Source organism: Streptacidiphilus albus JL83, from assembly GCF_000744705.1.
GTDB classification, from domain to species: Bacteria; Actinomycetota; Actinomycetes; order Streptomycetales; family Streptomycetaceae; genus Streptacidiphilus; species Streptacidiphilus albus.
In genome coordinates this window covers 2,139,129-2,156,744 of sequence record NZ_JQML01000001.1, presented here as the reverse complement: position 1 = coordinate 2,156,744, position 17,616 = coordinate 2,139,129, and the positions used below count along the sequence as shown (strand labels likewise).

16 protein-coding genes and 2 riboswitches are annotated in these 17,616 nt (G+C 73.0%); of the genes, 12 read left to right on the top strand and 4 right to left on the bottom strand.

Going from position 1 to position 17,616, the window contains the following annotated elements; all coding sequences use genetic code 11:
• The first annotated feature begins 290 nt into the window (after positions 1–290).
• A riboswitch (cyclic di-AMP (ydaO/yuaA leader) is annotated at positions 291–443 on the top strand.
• 10 nt (positions 444–453) lie between these two features.
• The 4 genes from BS75_RS09340 (at position 454) to BS75_RS09325 (ending at position 5,768) form a co-directional block, all read left to right on the top strand.
• On the top strand, positions 454–1,545 hold the full coding sequence (locus BS75_RS09340; RefSeq protein ID WP_034087879.1) for a C40 family peptidase: 1,092 nt from the start codon (positions 454–456) through the stop codon (positions 1,543–1,545).
• A 333-nt stretch (positions 1,546–1,878) separates the two neighbouring features.
• A riboswitch (cyclic di-AMP (ydaO/yuaA leader) is annotated at positions 1,879–2,046 on the top strand.
• 10 nt (positions 2,047–2,056) lie between these two features.
• On the top strand, positions 2,057–3,109 hold the full coding sequence (locus tag BS75_RS09335; RefSeq protein WP_034087878.1) for a C40 family peptidase: 1,053 nt from the start codon (positions 2,057–2,059) through the stop codon (positions 3,107–3,109).
• 354 nt (positions 3,110–3,463) lie between these two features.
• Positions 3,464–4,483, top strand: coding sequence for a C40 family peptidase (locus BS75_RS09330; protein ID WP_152646057.1), 1,020 nt, complete (start codon positions 3,464–3,466; stop codon positions 4,481–4,483).
• Between the two features lie 13 nt (positions 4,484–4,496).
• The gene (locus BS75_RS09325) at positions 4,497–5,768 is read left to right on the top strand and encodes a hypothetical protein (RefSeq protein WP_052069298.1); all 1,272 of its coding nucleotides are present in this window, start codon (positions 4,497–4,499) and stop codon (positions 5,766–5,768) included.
• Here the strand turns inward: BS75_RS09325 and BS75_RS09320 are convergent.
• Positions 5,725–6,903, bottom strand: a complete 1,179-nt coding sequence (locus BS75_RS09320) for a glycosyltransferase family 87 protein (protein WP_152646056.1) — start codon at positions 6,901–6,903, stop codon at positions 5,725–5,727. The genes BS75_RS09325 and BS75_RS09320 overlap by 44 nt on opposite strands.
• Positions 6,904–7,089: 186 nt before the next feature.
• Between BS75_RS09320 and BS75_RS09315 the strand changes: the two genes are divergently transcribed.
• Positions 7,090–8,220, top strand: a complete 1,131-nt coding sequence (locus tag BS75_RS09315) for a glycosyltransferase family 4 protein (RefSeq protein ID WP_034087877.1) — start codon at positions 7,090–7,092, stop codon at positions 8,218–8,220.
• An 18-nt stretch (positions 8,221–8,238) separates the two neighbouring features.
• On the opposite strand, the gene BS75_RS09310 is transcribed toward BS75_RS09315, so the two are convergent.
• The gene (locus BS75_RS09310; protein ID WP_034087876.1) at positions 8,239–10,035 is read right to left on the bottom strand and encodes an AMP-dependent synthetase/ligase; all 1,797 of its coding nucleotides are present in this window, start codon (positions 10,033–10,035) and stop codon (positions 8,239–8,241) included.
• A gap of 247 nt (positions 10,036–10,282) precedes the next feature.
• Between BS75_RS09310 and BS75_RS09305 the strand changes: the two genes are divergently transcribed.
• The 6 genes from BS75_RS09305 to BS75_RS09280 all read left to right on the top strand — a co-directional run bounded on the left by BS75_RS09305 (position 10,283) and on the right by BS75_RS09280 (position 15,358).
• Positions 10,283–11,050 carry a metallophosphoesterase family protein gene (locus BS75_RS09305; protein ID WP_034092708.1) on the top strand — a complete coding sequence of 256 codons (768 nt, stop codon included), beginning with the start codon at positions 10,283–10,285 and terminating at the stop codon, positions 11,048–11,050.
• A gap of 53 nt (positions 11,051–11,103) precedes the next feature.
• Positions 11,104–11,568, top strand: a complete 465-nt coding sequence (locus tag BS75_RS09300) for an SRPBCC family protein (RefSeq protein ID WP_034087875.1) — start codon at positions 11,104–11,106, stop codon at positions 11,566–11,568.
• Positions 11,568–12,812 carry an ArsA family ATPase gene (locus BS75_RS09295; protein WP_042439300.1) on the top strand — a complete coding sequence of 415 codons (1,245 nt, stop codon included), beginning with the start codon at positions 11,568–11,570 and terminating at the stop codon, positions 12,810–12,812. Before BS75_RS09300 ends, BS75_RS09295 begins: the two co-directional genes overlap by 1 nt.
• Before the next feature lie 128 nt (positions 12,813–12,940).
• Positions 12,941–13,408: a DUF5304 family protein gene (locus tag BS75_RS09290; protein ID WP_052069297.1), complete on the top strand. Its 468-nt coding sequence runs from the start codon at positions 12,941–12,943 to the stop codon at positions 13,406–13,408.
• A gap of 181 nt (positions 13,409–13,589) precedes the next feature.
• The gene (locus BS75_RS09285) at positions 13,590–14,531 is read left to right on the top strand and encodes an ROK family glucokinase (protein WP_034087874.1); all 942 of its coding nucleotides are present in this window, start codon (positions 13,590–13,592) and stop codon (positions 14,529–14,531) included.
• Positions 14,532–14,584: 53 nt separating this feature from the next.
• Complete coding sequence (locus BS75_RS09280; RefSeq protein ID WP_034087873.1) at positions 14,585–15,358, top strand: endonuclease/exonuclease/phosphatase family protein; 774 nt, start codon at positions 14,585–14,587, stop codon at positions 15,356–15,358.
• Positions 15,359–15,420: 62 nt separating this feature from the next.
• Here the strand turns inward: BS75_RS09280 and BS75_RS44070 are convergent, their stop codons facing one another.
• Positions 15,421–15,990: a hypothetical protein gene (locus BS75_RS44070; protein ID WP_231607727.1), complete on the bottom strand. Its 570-nt coding sequence runs from the start codon at positions 15,988–15,990 to the stop codon at positions 15,421–15,423.
• A gap of 5 nt (positions 15,991–15,995) precedes the next feature.
• Positions 15,996–16,754: an alpha/beta hydrolase gene (locus BS75_RS09270; RefSeq protein WP_034087872.1), complete on the bottom strand. Its 759-nt coding sequence runs from the start codon at positions 16,752–16,754 to the stop codon at positions 15,996–15,998.
• A gap of 154 nt (positions 16,755–16,908) precedes the next feature.
• Here BS75_RS09270 and BS75_RS09265 point away from each other — a divergent pair, with 154 nt between their 5' ends.
• Positions 16,909–17,610, top strand: a complete 702-nt coding sequence (locus BS75_RS09265) for a lysophospholipid acyltransferase family protein (RefSeq protein WP_034092704.1) — start codon at positions 16,909–16,911, stop codon at positions 17,608–17,610.
• The last annotated feature ends 6 nt before the right edge of the window (positions 17,611–17,616 follow it).

Genomic DNA, 17,616 nt, shown 5'->3' with positions numbered 1-17,616 from the left:
TTCCCCCTCCGTCCCACAGTGTGACGTGCGCCACAGCGATTGTGACTGCTGTGGCGTTCCGTCCTTTTTGGTCCGGATGTCGTGGGCATACGGTCATACTCCGACTGCGTACCGTACGGGAGTCGGTACCCCTACGAGTCATCAAGAACTTCTTTCTTCCAATGATTTGAACGGATCACGGTTGGGTCACTAGTGTCGACTCCCGAACCACCGCTGAATCGACCGCCCACCTCGGGTGGCGGCGGGGTTCCCGCCGAGTCCGAGGCGTGGCAGGGGTGCGCAGGGCACCCGTCAGGGGAGTGCCGACAACTCGGAGCCGGGGAACCACTCGTTCCTCGGGGTGAATCGACGTCAGGCCGGTGTGGTTGCCGGTGAGGCGTTGTAGGGCGATCTTCCAGCCCGAACCCGTCAGCTCACCCGGTAGGCGGATCGAGGAAGAAGGAGCTCGCCTTCGTGGCGTCCCATCGTCGTCCCAAAGCGCCCAGCCGTACCCGGGCCGTGGTCCTCACGGCCGCCGCCGCCACCGCAGTGGCGATCTCCGCGCAGTCGGCAGCGCAGGCGGCGCCCAAGCTGACCCTGGACCAGGCCCGGAGCGAGGTGGCGGCGGACCGGCAGGCGGCCACCACCCAGGGCGAGCAGTACAACCAGGCCCAGGGCGAGCAGCAGGCGATCCAGCAGAAGGTCTCGCAGCTGCAGAACGAGATAGCGCGCCAGCAGGCCGCGGTCAACGCGCAGTTGGCGCAGTTGGGCGCCCAGGCGGCGGCCCAGTACCGCGACGGCGCGTTCGACCCCTCCATGCAGCTGATGCTCTCGTCGGACCCGACGGACTACCTGGACCAGGCGTCCACCCAGGGCGAGCTCGACGCCACCCAGGCCAACCTGCTGGGCAGCGTCAAGGCGCAGCAGACCGTCCTGGCCCGGGAGAAGGCCGAGGCCACGGCCGAGCTCAAGCAGCAGCAGGCGCTGCTCGCGCAGATGCAGAAGGCGAAGTCCAGCGCCCTGGCGAAGCTCGCGGCGGCGCAGAGCGTGCTCGACTCGCTCACCGCGGCCGAGCGGGCCCAGGTCGCGGCGAGCGCCGGCGTGGGCGGCGGCGGCACCAAGGCCGGTGGCGGCACGACGGCCGGTGGCGGCACGAGTGCCGGCGGCAACGGCGGCAGCGGCTCCGTGGGCGGCATCAGCCTGGACGGCATCTCCAGCGCGGCGGCGACCGCGATGCGGGCGGCCATGAGCAAGGTCGGCAACGCGCCGTACGCGTGGCAGGGCTCCGGCCCGAACGAGTTCGACTGCTCGGGCCTGGTGATGTGGGCCTACGCCCAGGCCGGGATCACGCTGCCGCACTACTCCTACTCCGACGAGACCGAGGGCAGCCCGGTCGCCTCGCTGGCCGACGCCAAGGTGGGCGACATCATCGTGCTGGAGAGCGGCGCCCACGTCGGCCTCTACGCCGGCAACGGCATGCTGCTCAACGCCCCGGAGTACGGCTACGACGTGTCGGTCCAGCCGATCAGCTGGTTCGGCCAGATCGTCGCGATCCGCCGGTTCTGAGGGATCTGACGAACCGTTCCACCAGTGGCTCCGCCCCGGGCTCCCCGCCCGGGGCGGAGCCACTGTCGTCCCGTCATGTGACAGATGGCACACAGATAACGACAGTCATGGTGATCTGACCGTTTTGGCCGTCATGTCGTCGGCGTTCGGTCATAGAGTGACCTCGGTGCGTAAGGTGTCGGCCGGTTGATCGGTCGGCCGTCGCCTTTTTGCTGACAATGATTTGAACGGATCACGGTTGGGTCACTAAGGTCGATCTCCGAACCACCGCTCAGTCGACCGCCCAGCACGGGTGGCAGCGGCGGTTCCCGCCGAGTCCGAGGCGTGGCAGGGGTGCGCAGTGCGCCCGTCAGGGGAGTGTCGACAACTCGGAGCCGGGGAACCACTCGTTCCTCGGGGTGAATCGACGTCAGGCCGGTGCGGTTGCCGGTGAGGCGTTGTAGGGCGATCTTCCAGCCCGAACCCGTCAGCTCACCCGGTAGGCGGACGTAGGAAGAAGGAGCTCGCCTTCGTGGCGTCCCATCGTCGTCCCAAGAATCCGAGTCGTACCCGGGTCACCGTGCTCACCGCCGCTGCCGCCACCGCCGTCGCCATCACCGCGAACGCGCAGTCGGCGCAGGCCGCGCCGCAGCCGACCACCGCCTCGCTCAAGGCCCAGATCGCCCAGCTGAACACCGCCGCCGACACCGCCATCCAGAAGTACGACGGCGCCCAGCAGCAGCAGCAGGAGCTCCAGGCGCAGGTGACCACGCTGCAGAACCAGGTGGCCCGGCAGCAGGCGGCCCTCAACGCCAAGTCCGCCAGCCTCGGCGCCGTGGCCGCCGCCCAGTACCGCAGCGGGACGGTGGACGCGTCCATGCAGCTGCTGCTGGCCGCCGACCCGACGGACTACCTCGACCAGGCCTCCACGCTCGCCCAGCTGAACAGCAGCCAGGCGTCGGAGCTGTCCCAGTACAAGGCCCAGCAGGCCACCCTGGACACCGAGAAGAGCCAGGCCGAGGCCAAGCTCACGGCCCTGGACTCGGTCAGCAACGACCTCGCCGCCGCCAAGGCGACCGCGCAGGCGAAGCTGGCGGCGGCCCAGGCGCTGCTGAACACGCTCACCGCGGCCCAGCAGCAGGCCGTGACCGGTGGCGGCGGCAGCGGTGCCGTCGGCTCCCCGGGCGGCGCCGACTACGGCCCCACCGCCGACCTGGGCAGCTCGGCCCCCGGCGACGCGCTGGAGGCCCGCGCCTTCGCCGCCGCGCAGACCCGGATCGGAAAGCCGTACGTCCTCGGCGCGACCGGCCCGGACGAGTTCGACTGCTCGGGCCTGATGATGTGGGCCTACGCCCAGGCCGGCGAGGACATCACCCGCACCACCTACAGCCAGATCAACGAGGGCACGCCGGTCAACAGCGTGGCCGACCTGCAGGTCGGCGACCTGATCTTCTTCAACGGCGATGCCCATGTCGGCATGTACGCGGGCAACGGCATCGTGCTGCACGCCCCGCACCCCGGCGCGGTCGTCCGCTACGAGGAACTGGCCACCGTCGGCTCCATCTACGCGATGCGCCACTTCTGAGCGGAGCGCCGCCGGGCAGAACACCCAAACGGCCGTACGGGCCCGACCTCTCCCGAGGGGTCGGGCCCGTTGCGTTACCACCCGTCAACCCCCGTGCGACGTGCGATTTCAACCCCATGAGCGTATTTCGCACTTATTTTCGTAGTGCGGGGGGTTTGGACGCGATACGTCCGAGTCGCTAACGTCTGCGATCGGCCCTCCGCAGCGTCGACCGCCCTCCCCGGGCGGCACCGGGGGCGGCCTGGTCCGAGCGGACGCAGCCGGCGTCCCGCCCCCGGGCCGGGCACCGGACGAATGGAGTTCGCCCAGGTGGCGTCCCACCGACGTACCCGAGCACTGGGACGGCTTTCCGGCGTGGGATCACTCTCCCGCACCGCCGTGACCCTCGCCGCCGCCTCGGCCGCCCTGGTGGCCGGCGGTGGCAGCGCCCTCGCCGACCCCGGCGCACCGACCACGCCGGACGGGGTCAAGCAGCAGGTCGACGCGCTCTACGGGCAGGCCGAGGTGGCCGGCCAGCGCTACGACGGCGCGGTCGAGCAGGAGCACGCGCTGCAGCGACAGGTCGCGCTGATCGAGCAGCACGTCGCCGACGAGCAGCAGGACGTCAACCTCCTGACCCAGAGCATGGGGTCGCTCGCCGCCGCGGAGTACCGGCAGGGCGGCGGCCTCGACCCGCTGATGGACCTGATGTTCAGCTCCGACCCCGAGCAGTACCTGCAGCGCGCGACCGCGCTGCAGCAGGCGGACGGCTCGCTCGCGGCGCTGCTGCAGAACGTCCGCGACGAGCAGCGGCAGCTGGCCGAGGACCGGGGAGTGGCGCTGTCCGAGCTGAACCGGCTGGAGCAGGTCCGCCGGCTCATCGCCGGCAGCAAGGCCGAGGTGCAGCACCGGCTCGGCCGGGCCCAGGCGCTGCTGTCCACCCTCAGCGGCAGCGAGCGCGACCAGCTCGCCCAGGCCGAGGACTCGGCCGCGGCCGCGGCCGCGCAGGCCGCCGGGGTGGCCCTGCCCGGCGACCAGGGCCCGGCCAGCAGCGGCGCCGCGATCGCGCTGGCGGCGGCCCGCAGCGCCATCGGCCGGCCCTACGTCTACGGGGCGACCGGCCCCGGGGCCTTCGACTGCTCGGGGCTGATGTACTGGTCCTGGCGGCACGCCGGGGTGGCGCTGCCGCGCACCTCGCAGGGCCAGGCCTTCGCCGGGCGCAGCATCCCGTTCGGCCAGGCCCGGCCGGGCGACCTGGTGATCTTCTTCGGCGACCGGCACCACGTCGGGATGTACGCGGGCAACGGGATGGTCATCCACGCCCCCTACCCTGGAGCCCGGGTGCGCTACGAGCGCGCCGCCGACATGCCGATCGCAGAGGTGGTCCGAGTCTGATGGTCCGAGTCTGATGCCGATACCCGGCGCGCCCTCGCGGCGCGGGCTGCTGCTGGCCGGCGGCGTCGCGGCGGCGGGCGTGGTGGCCGGCGGGGCGCTGCTCCGGCACTCCGGCGGCAGCCGCGCGACCGCTGCCGCCGGGATCCAGGCGGCGCTGGACCGGCGCGCCGCGGCCGTGCTGCGACGGGACCCGGCCGCGCTGGCGGCGACCGTGCTCCCCGGGTCGGCCGGGCTGCGCACCGCCCAGCAGCAGTGGCTGGGCAACCTCGCCCAGGTCCCGCTGGCGTCCTGGCAGTACCGGCTGCTGGCGCTGGACGCCTATCCGCTGCCGCCCGCCCTCGGCTCCGGCGCCCGACAGGCGGCCCGGGTGCGGCTGGACTACCGGCTGGCCGGATTCGACAGCGAACCGGTCACCGCCACCTGGTATCCGACCTTCACCCAGCCGAGCAGCGACAGCTCGGGCGACTGGTACCTCGGCTCGGACGACGACCACCCCGGCGGCGACGTCGAGCTCTGGGACCTCGGCCCGGTCACCGCCGTCCACGGCCGCCACAGCCTGGTGCTCGGGCTGGGCGGAGCCGCCGGGCTGCGGTCGCTCGCGGCGCTGGCGGACCGGGCGGTCACCGACGTCAGCGCGGTCTGGGGCGACGGCTGGGGGCAGCGCACCGTGCTGCTGGTGCCCGACACCGCCGCCGGGTTCGGCAGCCTGCTCGGGGTCGACCCGGCCGACTTCACCGCCGTCGCCGCCGTCACCAGCGGCGAGTACGGCGCGGCCGAGGCCGGGCGGACCGAGCGGATCACCCTCAACCCGCCGGTCTGGGCCACCCTGAACGACCTCGGCCTACGGGTGGTGACCACCCACGAGACCACCCATGTGGCGACCCGGGCCATCACCGACACCTGGACCCCGCGCTGGCTCGCCGAGGGCGCCGCCAACTGGACCGGCTACCTCGGCACCGGCCGCAGCCCCCGGCAGATCTGCCCCGAGCTGGCCGCCGACCTCGCCGCCGGCCGGGTCCCGGAGGCCCTGCCCGCCGACGACGCCTTCGACGGCACCGCCCCCGACCTGGCCGCCCACTACCAGCAGGCCTGGTGCGCCTGCCGGAGCATCGTGCTGCGGCACGGCGAGCCCGGACTGGTGGCGTTCTACCGGGCGGTCGCCGCCACCGGCGGCAGCGGCGGGCAGCAGGCGGCCGTCGACACCGGGCTGCGCCGCTCCATCGGCACCGGGCTGGCCGACTTCACCGCGCTGTGGCGAGCCGATCTGCTCGCGGCCCTGCGCTGACCGCCGGCTCCGCCGCGACGCTGCCGCGCCACAGCCGACGGCAGGAGAGCAGCGCCGCCGCCGCCAGCAGCAGGTTGCGCAGCACCAGCGCCAGGCTGCCGAACAGGCCGAAGTTCATCACCTGGCCGAACAGCAGCGGGAACTCCAGGAAGGTCATCGCGCCCGCCGCCAGCAGCAGCCAGGCCACCGGCCGCTGGGTGGTCCGCCGGTGGGTCAGGCAGACGGCGGCCAGCCCGATCAGCCAGACCAGGTACTGCGGGCTGATCACCCGGCTGGTCACCACGAACAGCAGCAGCGCGGCCAGCGCCGCGTCGGCCGGCGTGGCCGCGCTCCAGCGCCGGGACCTGGCCCGCCACAGCAGCAGCCAGCCGAAGCCGCCCAGCGACAGCGCCACCATCGCATGGCCGACCAACGCCACGCCGGGGCCGAGGAGTTCGACCGAGCCGTAGTTCATCGCGGCGGTGCCGGGCCAGCCGAACAGGTGCGCCGCCTCGAACGGCAGCGCGCCCAGCGACTCCACCTCCACCCCTCGGTCGGCCTGGAAGCGGAGGAAGGAGAAGGCGCCGTTCATGGTCACCGCGCAGACGAAGCCGACCGCCAGCGCCGAGCCGGCGACGGCGGCCCAGGCGTCCCGGGTCCGCCGCCCCCGGGGCAGGCCCAGCACCGTCAGCAGCGGCCAGACCTTCAGCATCGCGCCCAGCCCGGCCAGCACCCCGCCGAGCACCGGCCGCCGGGCCGCCGCCAGCAGGCCGGCCATCGCCACCGCCGACACCACCAGGTCGAAGCGGCAGTACACGGTCGGCCCGAGCAGCGGCACCCCGGCCACCCAGAGCCACACCCCGGCGCCCGAGCCGCCGCGCCGCGCGGCCCGCAGCAGCAGCGCCCCGGCCAGCGCGTCGCAGACCACCACCAGCACCAGGAAGCCGGTGAAGTACGAGCAGGGCAGCCATCCCGGCGCCACCATCACCAGCGCCGCCAGCGGCGGATACTGCCAGGTCATGTCGTCCAGCGGGAAGGTGCCGGTCTGCAGCACCTGGGCCCAGCCCTGGTAGATCACCTTGACGTCGCTGGTGAGCGCGAGCCCGCCGAACGGCAGCACGTCGGTCACCGCGAGCAGCAGCAGGGTCCGGCTCACCGCCCAGGCCAGCGGCGGCGCCCACGGGCGGCGGACGAGGGACCGGACGGCGGACTGACTGGCGATGGTTCCTCGCTGACGGTCGGGCCGACGCTCGGGCCGGCGGTCGGTGGGGCGGCCGTGCTGCCCTATCGTACGGATCAGCCACCCCCGCTCCGAGGACCTCGAAGGGCAAGCCGCCGGACCATGCACACCACGCTGATCGTCACCAACGACTTCCCGCCCCGACCCGGAGGCATTCAGACCTTCGTCCACAACATGGCGGTGCGGATGCCCGCCGGACGGATCGTGGTCTACGCGTCGACCTGGCGGGACGGGCGCGAGGTCGCCCGCTTCGACGCCGGGCAGCCCTTCCAGGTGGTCCGCGACCGGAGCTCGATGCTGCTGCCCACGGCCCGGGTGACCAGGCGGGCCGTCGAGATCCTGCGGGCGGAGGACTGCGGCTCGGTCTGGTTCGGCGCGGCGGCGCCGCTCGGGCTGATGGCGCCCGCGCTGCGCCGGGCCGGGGCGGAGCGGCTGCTCGGCATGACGCACGGTCACGAGGCCGCCTGGGCCCAGCTCCCGGGCTCCCGGCAGCTGCTGCACCGGATCGGCGCGGGCACCGACACCCTCACCTATCTGGGCGAGTACACCCGCTCCCGGATCGCCGCGGCGGTCGGCCCGAAGGCCGCGTCCCGGATGGTGCAGGTGCCGCCGGGCGTGGACGAGAAGACCTTCCACCCGGACTCCGGCGGGGCCGAGGTCCGGGCCCGGCTCGGGCTGACGGACCGTCCGGTGATCGTCTGCGTCTCCCGGCTGGTGCCGCGCAAGGGCCAGGACACGTTGATCCGCGCCCTGCCCGGGGTGCTCGCCCGGATCCCGGACGCGGTGCTGCTGATCGTCGGCGACGGCCCCTACCGGGCCGACCTGGAACGCCTCGCGGCCGGGACCGGCGTGGCCGGCTCGGTCCGGTTCACCGGCGCCGTGCCCTGGGCGGAGCTCCCGGCGCACTACGGGGCCGGCGACGTCTACGCCATGCCCTGCCGGACCCGGCGCGGCGGCCTCGACGTCGAGGGCCTGGGCATCGTCTACCTGGAGGCCAGCGCCACCGGCCTGCCGGTGGTGGCCGGCGACTCCGGCGGCGCCCCGGACGCGGTGCTGGAGGGCGAGACCGGCTACGTCGTCCCCGGGCGCGACCTCCAGGCGCTCACCGAGCGGCTGCTGACGCTGCTTCAGGATCCGGAGCTGCGCGCCCGGCTGGGCGCGCGCGGCCGGGAGTGGGTCGAGCAGAACTGGCGCTGGGACCTGCTCGCCCACCGGCTGGAGGGTCTGCTGTAGCGCGGCCCTCCGCAGGCCTCAGCGCTTGGTGTAGAGCGCCTCGATCTCGGCGTCGAAGTCCTTCAGCACCAGCGCCCGCTTGAGCTTGAGCGAGGGGGTGAGGTGGCCGGACTCCTCGGACAGGACGCTGTCCAGGATGTGGAACTTCTTCACCGCCTCGGCGTGCGAGACCGCCGCGTTGCCGTCGTCGATCGCCGACTGGACGGCGGCCAGCAGGTCGGCGTCCTGCAGCAGGTCGGCCACGGTGGCCCCGGCCGGCTTGTTGTTCAGCTTCTTCCAGGTCGGGAAGAAGTCCGGGTCGATGGTGATCAGACAGGCGATGAACGGGCGGCGGTCGCCGACCACCATGCACTCGCCGATCAGCGGGTAGGCCCGGATCCGGTCCTCGATCACGGCCGGGGCGACGTTCTTGCCGCCGGCGGTGACGATGATCTCCTTCTTCCGGCCGGTGATGGTGAGGTAGCCGTCCGCGTCCAGGTTGCCGACGTCGCCGGTGGCGAACCAGCCGTCGTGCAGCGCCTCGGCGGTGGCGGTCGGGTTCTGCCAGTAGCCGGTGAACACCTGCGGGCCCTTGAGCAGCACCTCGCCGTCCTCGGCGATCCGGATCGAGGAGCCCGGCAGCGGCTGGCCGACGGTGCCGATGCGCGGGGCGTCGTGCGGGTTGAAGGCGGTGGCCGCACAGGTCTCGGTCAGGCCGTAGCCCTCCAGCACGGTGAAGCCGACGCCGCGGAAGAAGTGGCCGAGCCGCTCGCCCAGCGGGGCGCCGCCGGAGATCGCGTGGGTGGCCCGGCCGCCGAGGGCGGCTCGCAGCTTGCCGTAGACCAGGGCGTCGTAGAACTTGTGCTGGATCTTGAGCGCCAGCGAGGGGCCGCCGTGGTCCAGGGCCCGGCTGTAGGCGATGGCGATGTCGGCGGCGCGGTCGAAGATCCTGCCCTTGCCCTCGCTCTGCGCCTTGGCCCGGGCCGAGTTGTAGACCTTCTCGAAGACCCGGGGGACGCCCAGGATCAGCGTGGGCCGGAACGTCGCCAGTTCGGCGACGACGTCCTTGATGTCGGGCAGGTGGCCGAGCCGGACCGGGGCCATCGCGGCGGCGATCTCGGCGATCCGGCCGAGGACGTGGGCCTCGGGCAGGAACAGCAGCACCGAGGACTCGCCGGTGCGGAACAGCGGGGTCAGCCGGGCGGTGACGTTCCCCAGCTCGGCCAGGAAGTTGGCGTGGGTCAGCTGACAGCCCTTGGGGCGGCCGGTGGTGCCCGAGGTGTAGACGATGGTGGCGATGGTGTCCGGGCCCAGCGTCGCCCGGCGCTCCTCGATCACCGCGTCCGGGACCTCGGCGCCGAGCCGGGTGAGCTCGGCGACGGCCCCGGACTCGATCTGCCACAGCTCGCGCAGGGCCGGCAGCCGCTCCCGGATCTCGCCGACCACGGCGTCGTGGCGCGGCAGCTCGGTGATGCAGGCGACCGCGCCGGAGTCGCCGAGGATCCACTCGACCTGCTCGGCGGAGGAGGTCTCGTACACCGGGACGGTGATCCCGCCGGCGCACCAGACGGCGAAGTCGAGCAGCGTCCACTCGTACCGGGTGCGGGACATCAGCGCGACCCGGTCGCCGGCCTCGACGCCGGCCGCGACCAGGCCCTTGGCGGCGGCGCGGACCTGGGCCAGGAACTCGGTGGCGGTGAAGTCCTGCCACCGGCCGTCGATCTTCCCGCTCACCACGGCGACGTCCGGATGGCGCTCGGCGTTGCGGTGGATGGAATCGGTGAGGTCTGCGCCGCTCGGCACCTCGTAAAGGGCCGGAAGGCTGAACTCGCGCACGACTGCTCCTCGGTCTGCGACGCTGCGGGACGCCAGGACGTTACTTCCCAGTAGGCATGCTCGGGTAGGGGCTCAGGCGATTGTGTTCCAAGTGTCACATTCGTGTGAGCGGCAGGTTTCCGGTGGTCCGGACCCCGGACCGGCTCCGGGACCACCCGGGGACGACCGTGCATGCGCCGTGTCGAACAGTACGGCAGGAGGGAGGTGACCTGCCGGTAAGAACCCCGGGCGCTCTAGGGTGGCCGCCATGAGGGTGCATGTGGTCAGCGACGTACACGGCAACAGCGAGGCGCTCGCCAGGTCGGGGGAGGGCGCCGACGCCCTGCTCTGCCTGGGCGACCTGATCCTCTTCCTCGACTACGCCGACCACTCCCGGGGGATCTTCCCCGACCTCTTCGGCGCCGAGAACGCCTCCCGGATCGTGGCGCTGCGGAACGCCCGGCGCTTCGACGAGGCGCGCGACTTCTCCCGGGCGCTCTGGGCCGGTCTGGAGATCGACCGAGAGCAGGCCACCGAGGCCGCCGTCCGCCGGCAGTACGCGGAGCTCTTCGCCGCCTTCCCGACCCCGACCTACGCCACCTACGGCAATGTCGACATCCCCCGGCTCTGGCCCGAGTTCGCCCACGACGGGGTGACCGTGCTCGACGGCCAGGTGATCGAGCTCGGCGGACGGACCTTCGGCTTCGTCGGCGGCGGGCTGCCCTCGCCCATGCGCACCCCCTACGAGGTGGACGAGGAGACCTACGCCGCCAAGATCGCGGCGGTGGGCGCGGTCGACGTCCTCTGCTGCCACATCCCGCCCGCCGTCCCCGACCTCACCTACGACACCGTGGCCCGCCGCTTCGAGCGCGGGAGCGAGGCGGTGCTGGACGCGATCCACCGAAACCGCCCAGGTCACGTGCTGTTCGGCCATGTCCACCAGCCGCTCGCCCGGCGGATGCGGATCGGCCGGACCGAGTGCGTCAACGTGGGGCACTTCAGGTCGACGGGACGGCCATGGGTCATGGAGTGGTGAGGCGATAACCTTCCAGGGTCAAGCCAGGCATGACGAGACGCGGAGGCCACCCGATGGCGGAGCACACCAGGTCGAGTACCACGATCGACGCGACCCCGGCCGAGATCATGGCGGTCATCGCGGACTTCGCGGCCTACCCGGCGTGGACCGGCGAGGTCAAGGAGATCGAGGTGCTCGCCGAGCACCCGGACGGCCGCGCCGAGCAGGTCCGGCTGCTGCTCGACGCCGGGGCGATCAAGGACGAGCACGTCCTCGCCTACACCTGGGACGGCGAGCGCAAGGTCAGCTGGACCCTGGTGAAGAGCCAGATGCTGCGGGCCCTGGACGGCTCCTACAGCCTGGCCCCGGCCGGGCGCGGCGGCACCGAGGTGACCTACCAGCTCGCCGTGGACGTCAAGATCCCGATGCTCGGCATGATCAAGCGGAAGGCAGAGAAGGTCATCATCGACCGCGCCCTCGCCGGGCTGAAGAAGCGCGTCGAGTCCGGGGCCAAGTCCGCCCCCGGCGCCGAGGCCTGATGACCGGCACCGGATCCCCGGCCGTTCCGCCCCGCACTCCCGCCGGCGCCCCGCGCACCGTCCTGGTCAGCGGCGACGGCGGCAGTGGACGCACCACCGTCGCCGCCGCCACCGCGCTGCTCGCCGCCGGGGAGGGCCGCCGCACCCTGCTGCTGGCCGCCGCCGACCCGCACCGGACCCTGGACCGGCTGCTCGGCGCCGAACTCGGCACCGCCCCGGCCGAGCTGCGGCCCGGCCTCTTCGCCGCCCGGCTCGACGAGCAGACCGCCTTCCGCGACGCCGCCGACCGGGTCCTCGGCCGTGCCAGGACGCTGTTCGACCTGCTCGGCGTGGAGCCGCTGGACCGGGAGGAGCTGAGCGCCCTCCCCGGCGCGGCCCACCTGGCCCTGCTCGACGCCCTCCGCACCCACGCCGACGACGCCCGCTGGGACGCCGTCGTCATCGACGCGCCCCCGGTCGCCGAGCTGGTCGCCGCGCTCGCCCTGCCCGAACAGCTGGACCGCTACCTGGCCCGGCTGCTGCCCGAGCAGCGGCAGGCCGCCCGGGCGCTGCGCCCGGTGCTGGCCGCCTTCGCCGGGGTGCCGATGCCCGCGGACTGGCTGTTCGAGGCGCGGGCCTGGGCCGAGGCCGAACTCGCCGAGGTCCGCGCCCTGGTCGATGCCCCGGGCACCACCGTCCGGCTGGTGGCGGACGCCCCCGCCGGACCGCTGGCGGTGGCCGCGCTGGGCGCGGCCCGGGCCGGCCTGGCGCTGCACGGGCGACCGGTCGAGTCGGTCCTGGTCGACCGGCTGCTCCCGGCGGGCGAGGGCTTCCTGGGCGCGCTGCACGACTCGCAGCAGCAGCAACTCGCCGCCCTCCGCGACGGGTGGGACGTGCCGGTGCACGGTCTCGCCCACCTCGGCCACGAACCGCAGGGCTGGGCCGACCTCGCCGCGCTGGCCGAGGCCCACGCCCCGGCGCTGGCCCTCGGCCCCGGCGGCGGACTGCCCGCCGAGTGGCCGGTCGAGGACCTGCTGCGGACCCCGGAACAGGTGCTGGTCTGGCGGATCCCGCTGCCCGGCGCCACCCGCCGGGACCTCGACCTGGTGCGCCGGGGCGACGAGTTGGTGCTCGGCGTCGGCCCCTACCGGCGGACCCTGACGCTGCCCTCGGCGCTGCGCCGCTGCACGGTGGCGGGCGCCGCGCTGCGCGAGGGCGTGCTGGCGGTGCGGTTCGCGCCGGATCCCGGGCTCTGGCCGCGCTGACGCGTCATGGCGCGCCGACTTCGGGGTACCTGACAGTTGGGGGAGCAGCGGAACCTCCGGCGGCTCCCAGCGGTTCAGTAAGCGTCCCACCCTCCCTTTCCAGGAGCACTCGCAGAAGGAGCAGCACTATGACGACTGCCGACGACCGCCACGGCGAGGACGTATGGGCGGAGGCTGTGGCGGAGGATGCCAAGCAGCAGGAGCAGCAGGCGGAGGACGCCCGCCGGGCGGCCCGGTCCGAGGACGGCGCGAAGTCCGCTGACGGTGCCGGCGCCGGTGCCGGTGCGGAGCAGCCGAAGTCGCCGGTCGAGGAGCTCTTCGGCCCCGGCCTGGCGCCGCTGGTGGAGGAGGTCCGCAAGTTCGCCTCGGCGGTCGGCGGCAAGGTCGACTCGGCCTCGTCGGTGCTGGGCGGCGACGGGATGCAGGGGCTTCAGCAGTTGGCGGCCCCGCTGCGCAGCAAGCACCCGGAGGTCTACGGCCACCTGATCGCCGCAGGTGGCGAACTGCTCGCCGCCTACCGGGCGGCAGTCAGCGCCTCCGAGCGCCGTTGGGCCTCGGAGAAGCCCTCCGGCAACGAACGGATCGATCTCGACTGACAGCGGGCCGGAAGCGGCCGAACCTTCCCATTGCGTAAAACTTCTGAAGGCGCGCTGGGCTAACTCAAGACCTCTGTCTTCGGCTAATGTACCCACAGGCTCGTACAGGCGCCCGTGCGTGCGGGGACCGTGCCGGCCAGCGGGGAAGCCAGCGGAGAAGCCAGCGGAGACTGAGGGGCACATGGGACTGACCATCGGCGTGGACGTCGGGGGAACCAAGATCGCGGCCGGTGTCGTGGACGAGGCCGGCACGATCCTGGCCCGCACGCGTGTGCCCACCCCCGCCGATCCGCAGTGGGCCGTCGGGGCCATCGCGGACGCGATCAAGGAGCTCCGCGCCGAGCACGAGATCACCGCGGTCGGCGTCGGTGCGCCCGGCTACATCGACCGCGGTCGGTCCACCGTGCTGATGGCACCCAACATCGACTGGGAGAACGAGCCGCTCAAGGCTCGGATCGAGGACCTGGTCCACATCCCGACGGTGATCGAGAACGACGCCAACGCCGCCGCCTGGGGCGAGTTCCGCTTCGGTGCGGCCGCGACCCACGACGACATGATCATGATCACGGTGGGCACCGGCATCGGCGGCGGCATCGTCCTCGAAGGCCGGATGCACCGCGGCAGCTTCGGCGTCGCGGGCGAGATCGGCCACCTCAACATGGTCCCCGACGGCCTTCCCTGCGGCTGCGGCAGCAAGGGCTGCTGGGAGCAGTACGCCTCCGGCCGGGCGCTGCGCCGCTACGGCCGCGAGCGCGCCGCGGCCGACCCGGTGCTGGGCAAGCGGCTGCTGGAGCTCAACGAGGGCGTGGCCGAGACCATCACCGGCAGCCAGATCACCCAGGCCGCCGAGGAGCGCGACCCGCTCGCCCTCGACGTCTACGACGAGCTCGCCGACTGGCTCGGGCGCGGCATGGGCGACCTGGCCTCGCTGTTCGACCCGGCGGTCTTCGTGCTCGGCGGCGGCGTCTCCGACTCCGGCGCGCTGCTGCTCGACCCGGTCGCCAAGGCCTTCGAGAAGTACCTGATCGGCGGGGTGCACCGGCCGCGCGCAGACGTGGTGCTGGCCACCCTCGGCTCCTCGGCCGGCATCGTCGGCGCGGCGGACCTGGCGCGCCAGCACTGATCGTCCCGGACGTCTTCCCGGACACGGGCAGGAGGAACTGCCAGAATCGGTGCATGGCCGCCGACGACCCGACCGAACTCCCCGCTTCCGGACCGCAGCCCGACGGCTCCGAAATCGTCCGGCTGCTCAGCTACAACATCCGTTCGCTGCGCGACGACCGCACCGCGGTGGTGCGGGTGGTCCGGGCGGTCGATCCGGACCTGGTCTGCATCCAGGAGTCGCCGCGGTTCTGGCTGCCGCGTCAGCAGGCGGCCTGGCTGGCCCGGTCCACTGGTCTCTTCGTGCTCTCCGGCGGCCCCAGCGCCTCGGGTCCGCTGCTGCTGGGACGGCTGCGCGCGGTCCCGGTCTCGGTCCACGACCTGCTGCTGCCGCGCACGCCCGGACTGCACCAGCGCGGCTTCGCGACCACCCTGCTCCGGATCGGCGGGGCGGCGCCGTTCTCGGTGACCAGCTGTCACCTCTCGCTCAACGCCGAGGAGCGGCTGGCCCAGTGCGGGATGCTGCTCGACCACCTGGACGGCCTGCGCGCGGTCGGCGCCCGCTACTCGGCCGTCGGCGGGGACTTCAACGAGTACCCGGGCGACCCGGGTTGGGCGCTGCTGACCGATCGGCTGCAGGACGGCTGGGCCACCGCGCCCTGGGGCTCCGAGTTCACCTCCGTCCCGGACAACCCCTACCAGCGGATCGACGCGGTCTTCGCCACCCCCGGGGTGGAGGTGCTGGCTTGCGGCGTCCCGGACCGGCTGCGGGGAGTGCGGGCCAAGGACCTGCAGGCCGCCACCGACCACCTGCCGCTGGTGGCGGTCCTGCGGATCCCGGCCCGCTGACCGGCTGGGCCCGCTGACCGGCCGGGCCCGCTCGCCGGCTGGGCCGGCCTACCGGCCCGGCGCTAGACCACCGCGCCGTTGTCCGGGTCGTCGTCGTCCTCGTCCTCGTCGTCGACCTTGAGCCGGGCGACCAGCGTGCCCGCGCCGCCCAGGAACATGGCCGCGCCGAGGATCCCGCCCATGCCCTGGAGCTGGCCGGACATGTAGAGCGAGACCAGCACCAGGCCGCCGACCAGCGCCGCGACCGCGAGCCTGGTCTGCGCCGCGGTGCGCGGCAGCGGGGGCGGCGGCGGGGGGACGAAGTGGTCGTCGTCCGGGTCCTCGGCCGGCGTCCAGGTGCGCGGGTCGACCGGCGGAATGGCCCGGACCACCGGCAGCCGGACGATCGCCGGACGCGGCCGGGGAGAGGGCGCGAGGTCGCCGAGGTCGGCCACGTCCTCGGCCTCCGGCCAGGTCCGCGACTGCTCGTCGACCGGGTCGTCGAAGCCCGCGATCAGCTGGGCGAACAGCTCGTCGTCGGTCGCGGCCGGGTGCGCGGCCGACCCGTCCGGCAGGTCGGCGGGCCGGTCGGCCGGACGGTCGGCGGGACGGTCGCCCTCGGGGAGCTCGGGAACCTCCGGGAGCTCCGGCACCGCGCTCACCCTTCCACCGGGGCGCTGAGCCGGCCGATGAAGCCGATGCTGCCCTGGATGATGGAGTCGGCGTCGTAGTCGAGCGTGGCGACGTGGAAGCTGCGCTCGCAGAGCCGCTCCTCCACGTCGGTCGAGGAGATCCGGGCCAGCAGCATGGCACTGCTGGCCGGTTCCACCACGTGGTCCTGCGGGCTCCGGAAGAGCAGCAGCGGTTGGGTGATCTGCGGCAGCTCGGCCTGGACGACCCTGGTGAACTGCGCCATCGAGTGCGCGGCGTGCAGCGGGGTGCGGGTGTAGCCGCCCTCGTCCACCCCGGGCCTGGCGACGTCGTTGGCGATCCCGGGCAGGCTCGGGACCAGGTGCCGGACCAGCGGCAGCGCCCGGTGCGACTGTCCGGGCATCCGCACCAGCGGGTTGACCAGGACCAGGCCGGAGACGGCGGCGCCGCGCTGCGCGGCGAGGTGGAGCGAGAGCGCGCTGCCCATGGACAGGCCGCAGACGAAGACCTGCTCGCACTCCTTGGCCAGCAGGTCGAACTCGCGTTCGACGGTGGCGTACCAGTCCGGCCAGCGGGTCGTGTTGAGGTCGCGCCAGTGGGTGCCGTGGCCCGGCAGCAGCGGCAGGGAGACGCTGTAGCCGGCCTCGGCCAGAGCCTCGGACCAGGGCCGCATGGAGTTCGGGGAACCGGTGAACCCGTGGCAGACCAGTACGCCGACGCGGCCGCCTTGGTGGCGGTACGGCTCGGCACCGGGCAAGAGCGGCATCTGCATATCCTTCGGCAACAGGTGGGGGCTTCCGCAAGGGGGTCAGCCGCATCGTCCCATGCCGTCGCCGCACCCGTACAGCTCACAGTGCGCGGAGGCACTAAGGTGCATGCGTGGTTCGCTAATCTGGAGGCCTGGGTTGTTCTACCGACTGATGAAGTTGATCGTCGCGCCGATGCTGAAGATCTTCTTCCGTCCGTGGGTCGAGGGAATGGACAACATTCCCAGTACCGGACCGGCGATCCTGGCCAGCAACCACCTCTCGTTCTCGGACTCCTTCTTCCTGCCGGCCCTGATGAAGCGGCGGGTCACCTTCATCGCCAAGTCCGAGTACTTCACCGGAACGGGAATCAAGGGAAAGTTGACGGCTGCCTTCTTCCGCGGTGTCGGCCAGCTCCCGGTGGACCGCTCGGGGGTGCGCGGCGCGGGCGAGGCGGCGATCCGCAGCGGCATCGCGGTGATCGAGCGCGGCGAACTGTTCGGGGTCTACCCCGAGGGCACCCGCTCGCCCGACGGCAAGCTCTACCGGGGCAAGGTCGGCGGTGTGGCCCGGATCGCCCTGGCGACCGGCGCCCCGGTGATCCCGGTCGCGATGATCGACACCGAGAAGCTCCAGCCGCCCGGCCAGGTCCGTCCCAACTTCGGCGTCCGCCCCGGCATCCGGATCGGCGCCCCGATGGACTTCTCCCGCTACCAGGGCATGGAGAACGACCGGTTCATCCTCCGTTCGGTGACGGACGAGGTGATGTACGAGATCATGCGTCTGTCCGGCCAGGAGTACGTGGACGTCTATGCGACGGCCGCGAAGCGCCGGCTTCAGGACGAGAAGAAGCAGAGCGGCAAGGCGCCGGAGTAGCGGAGC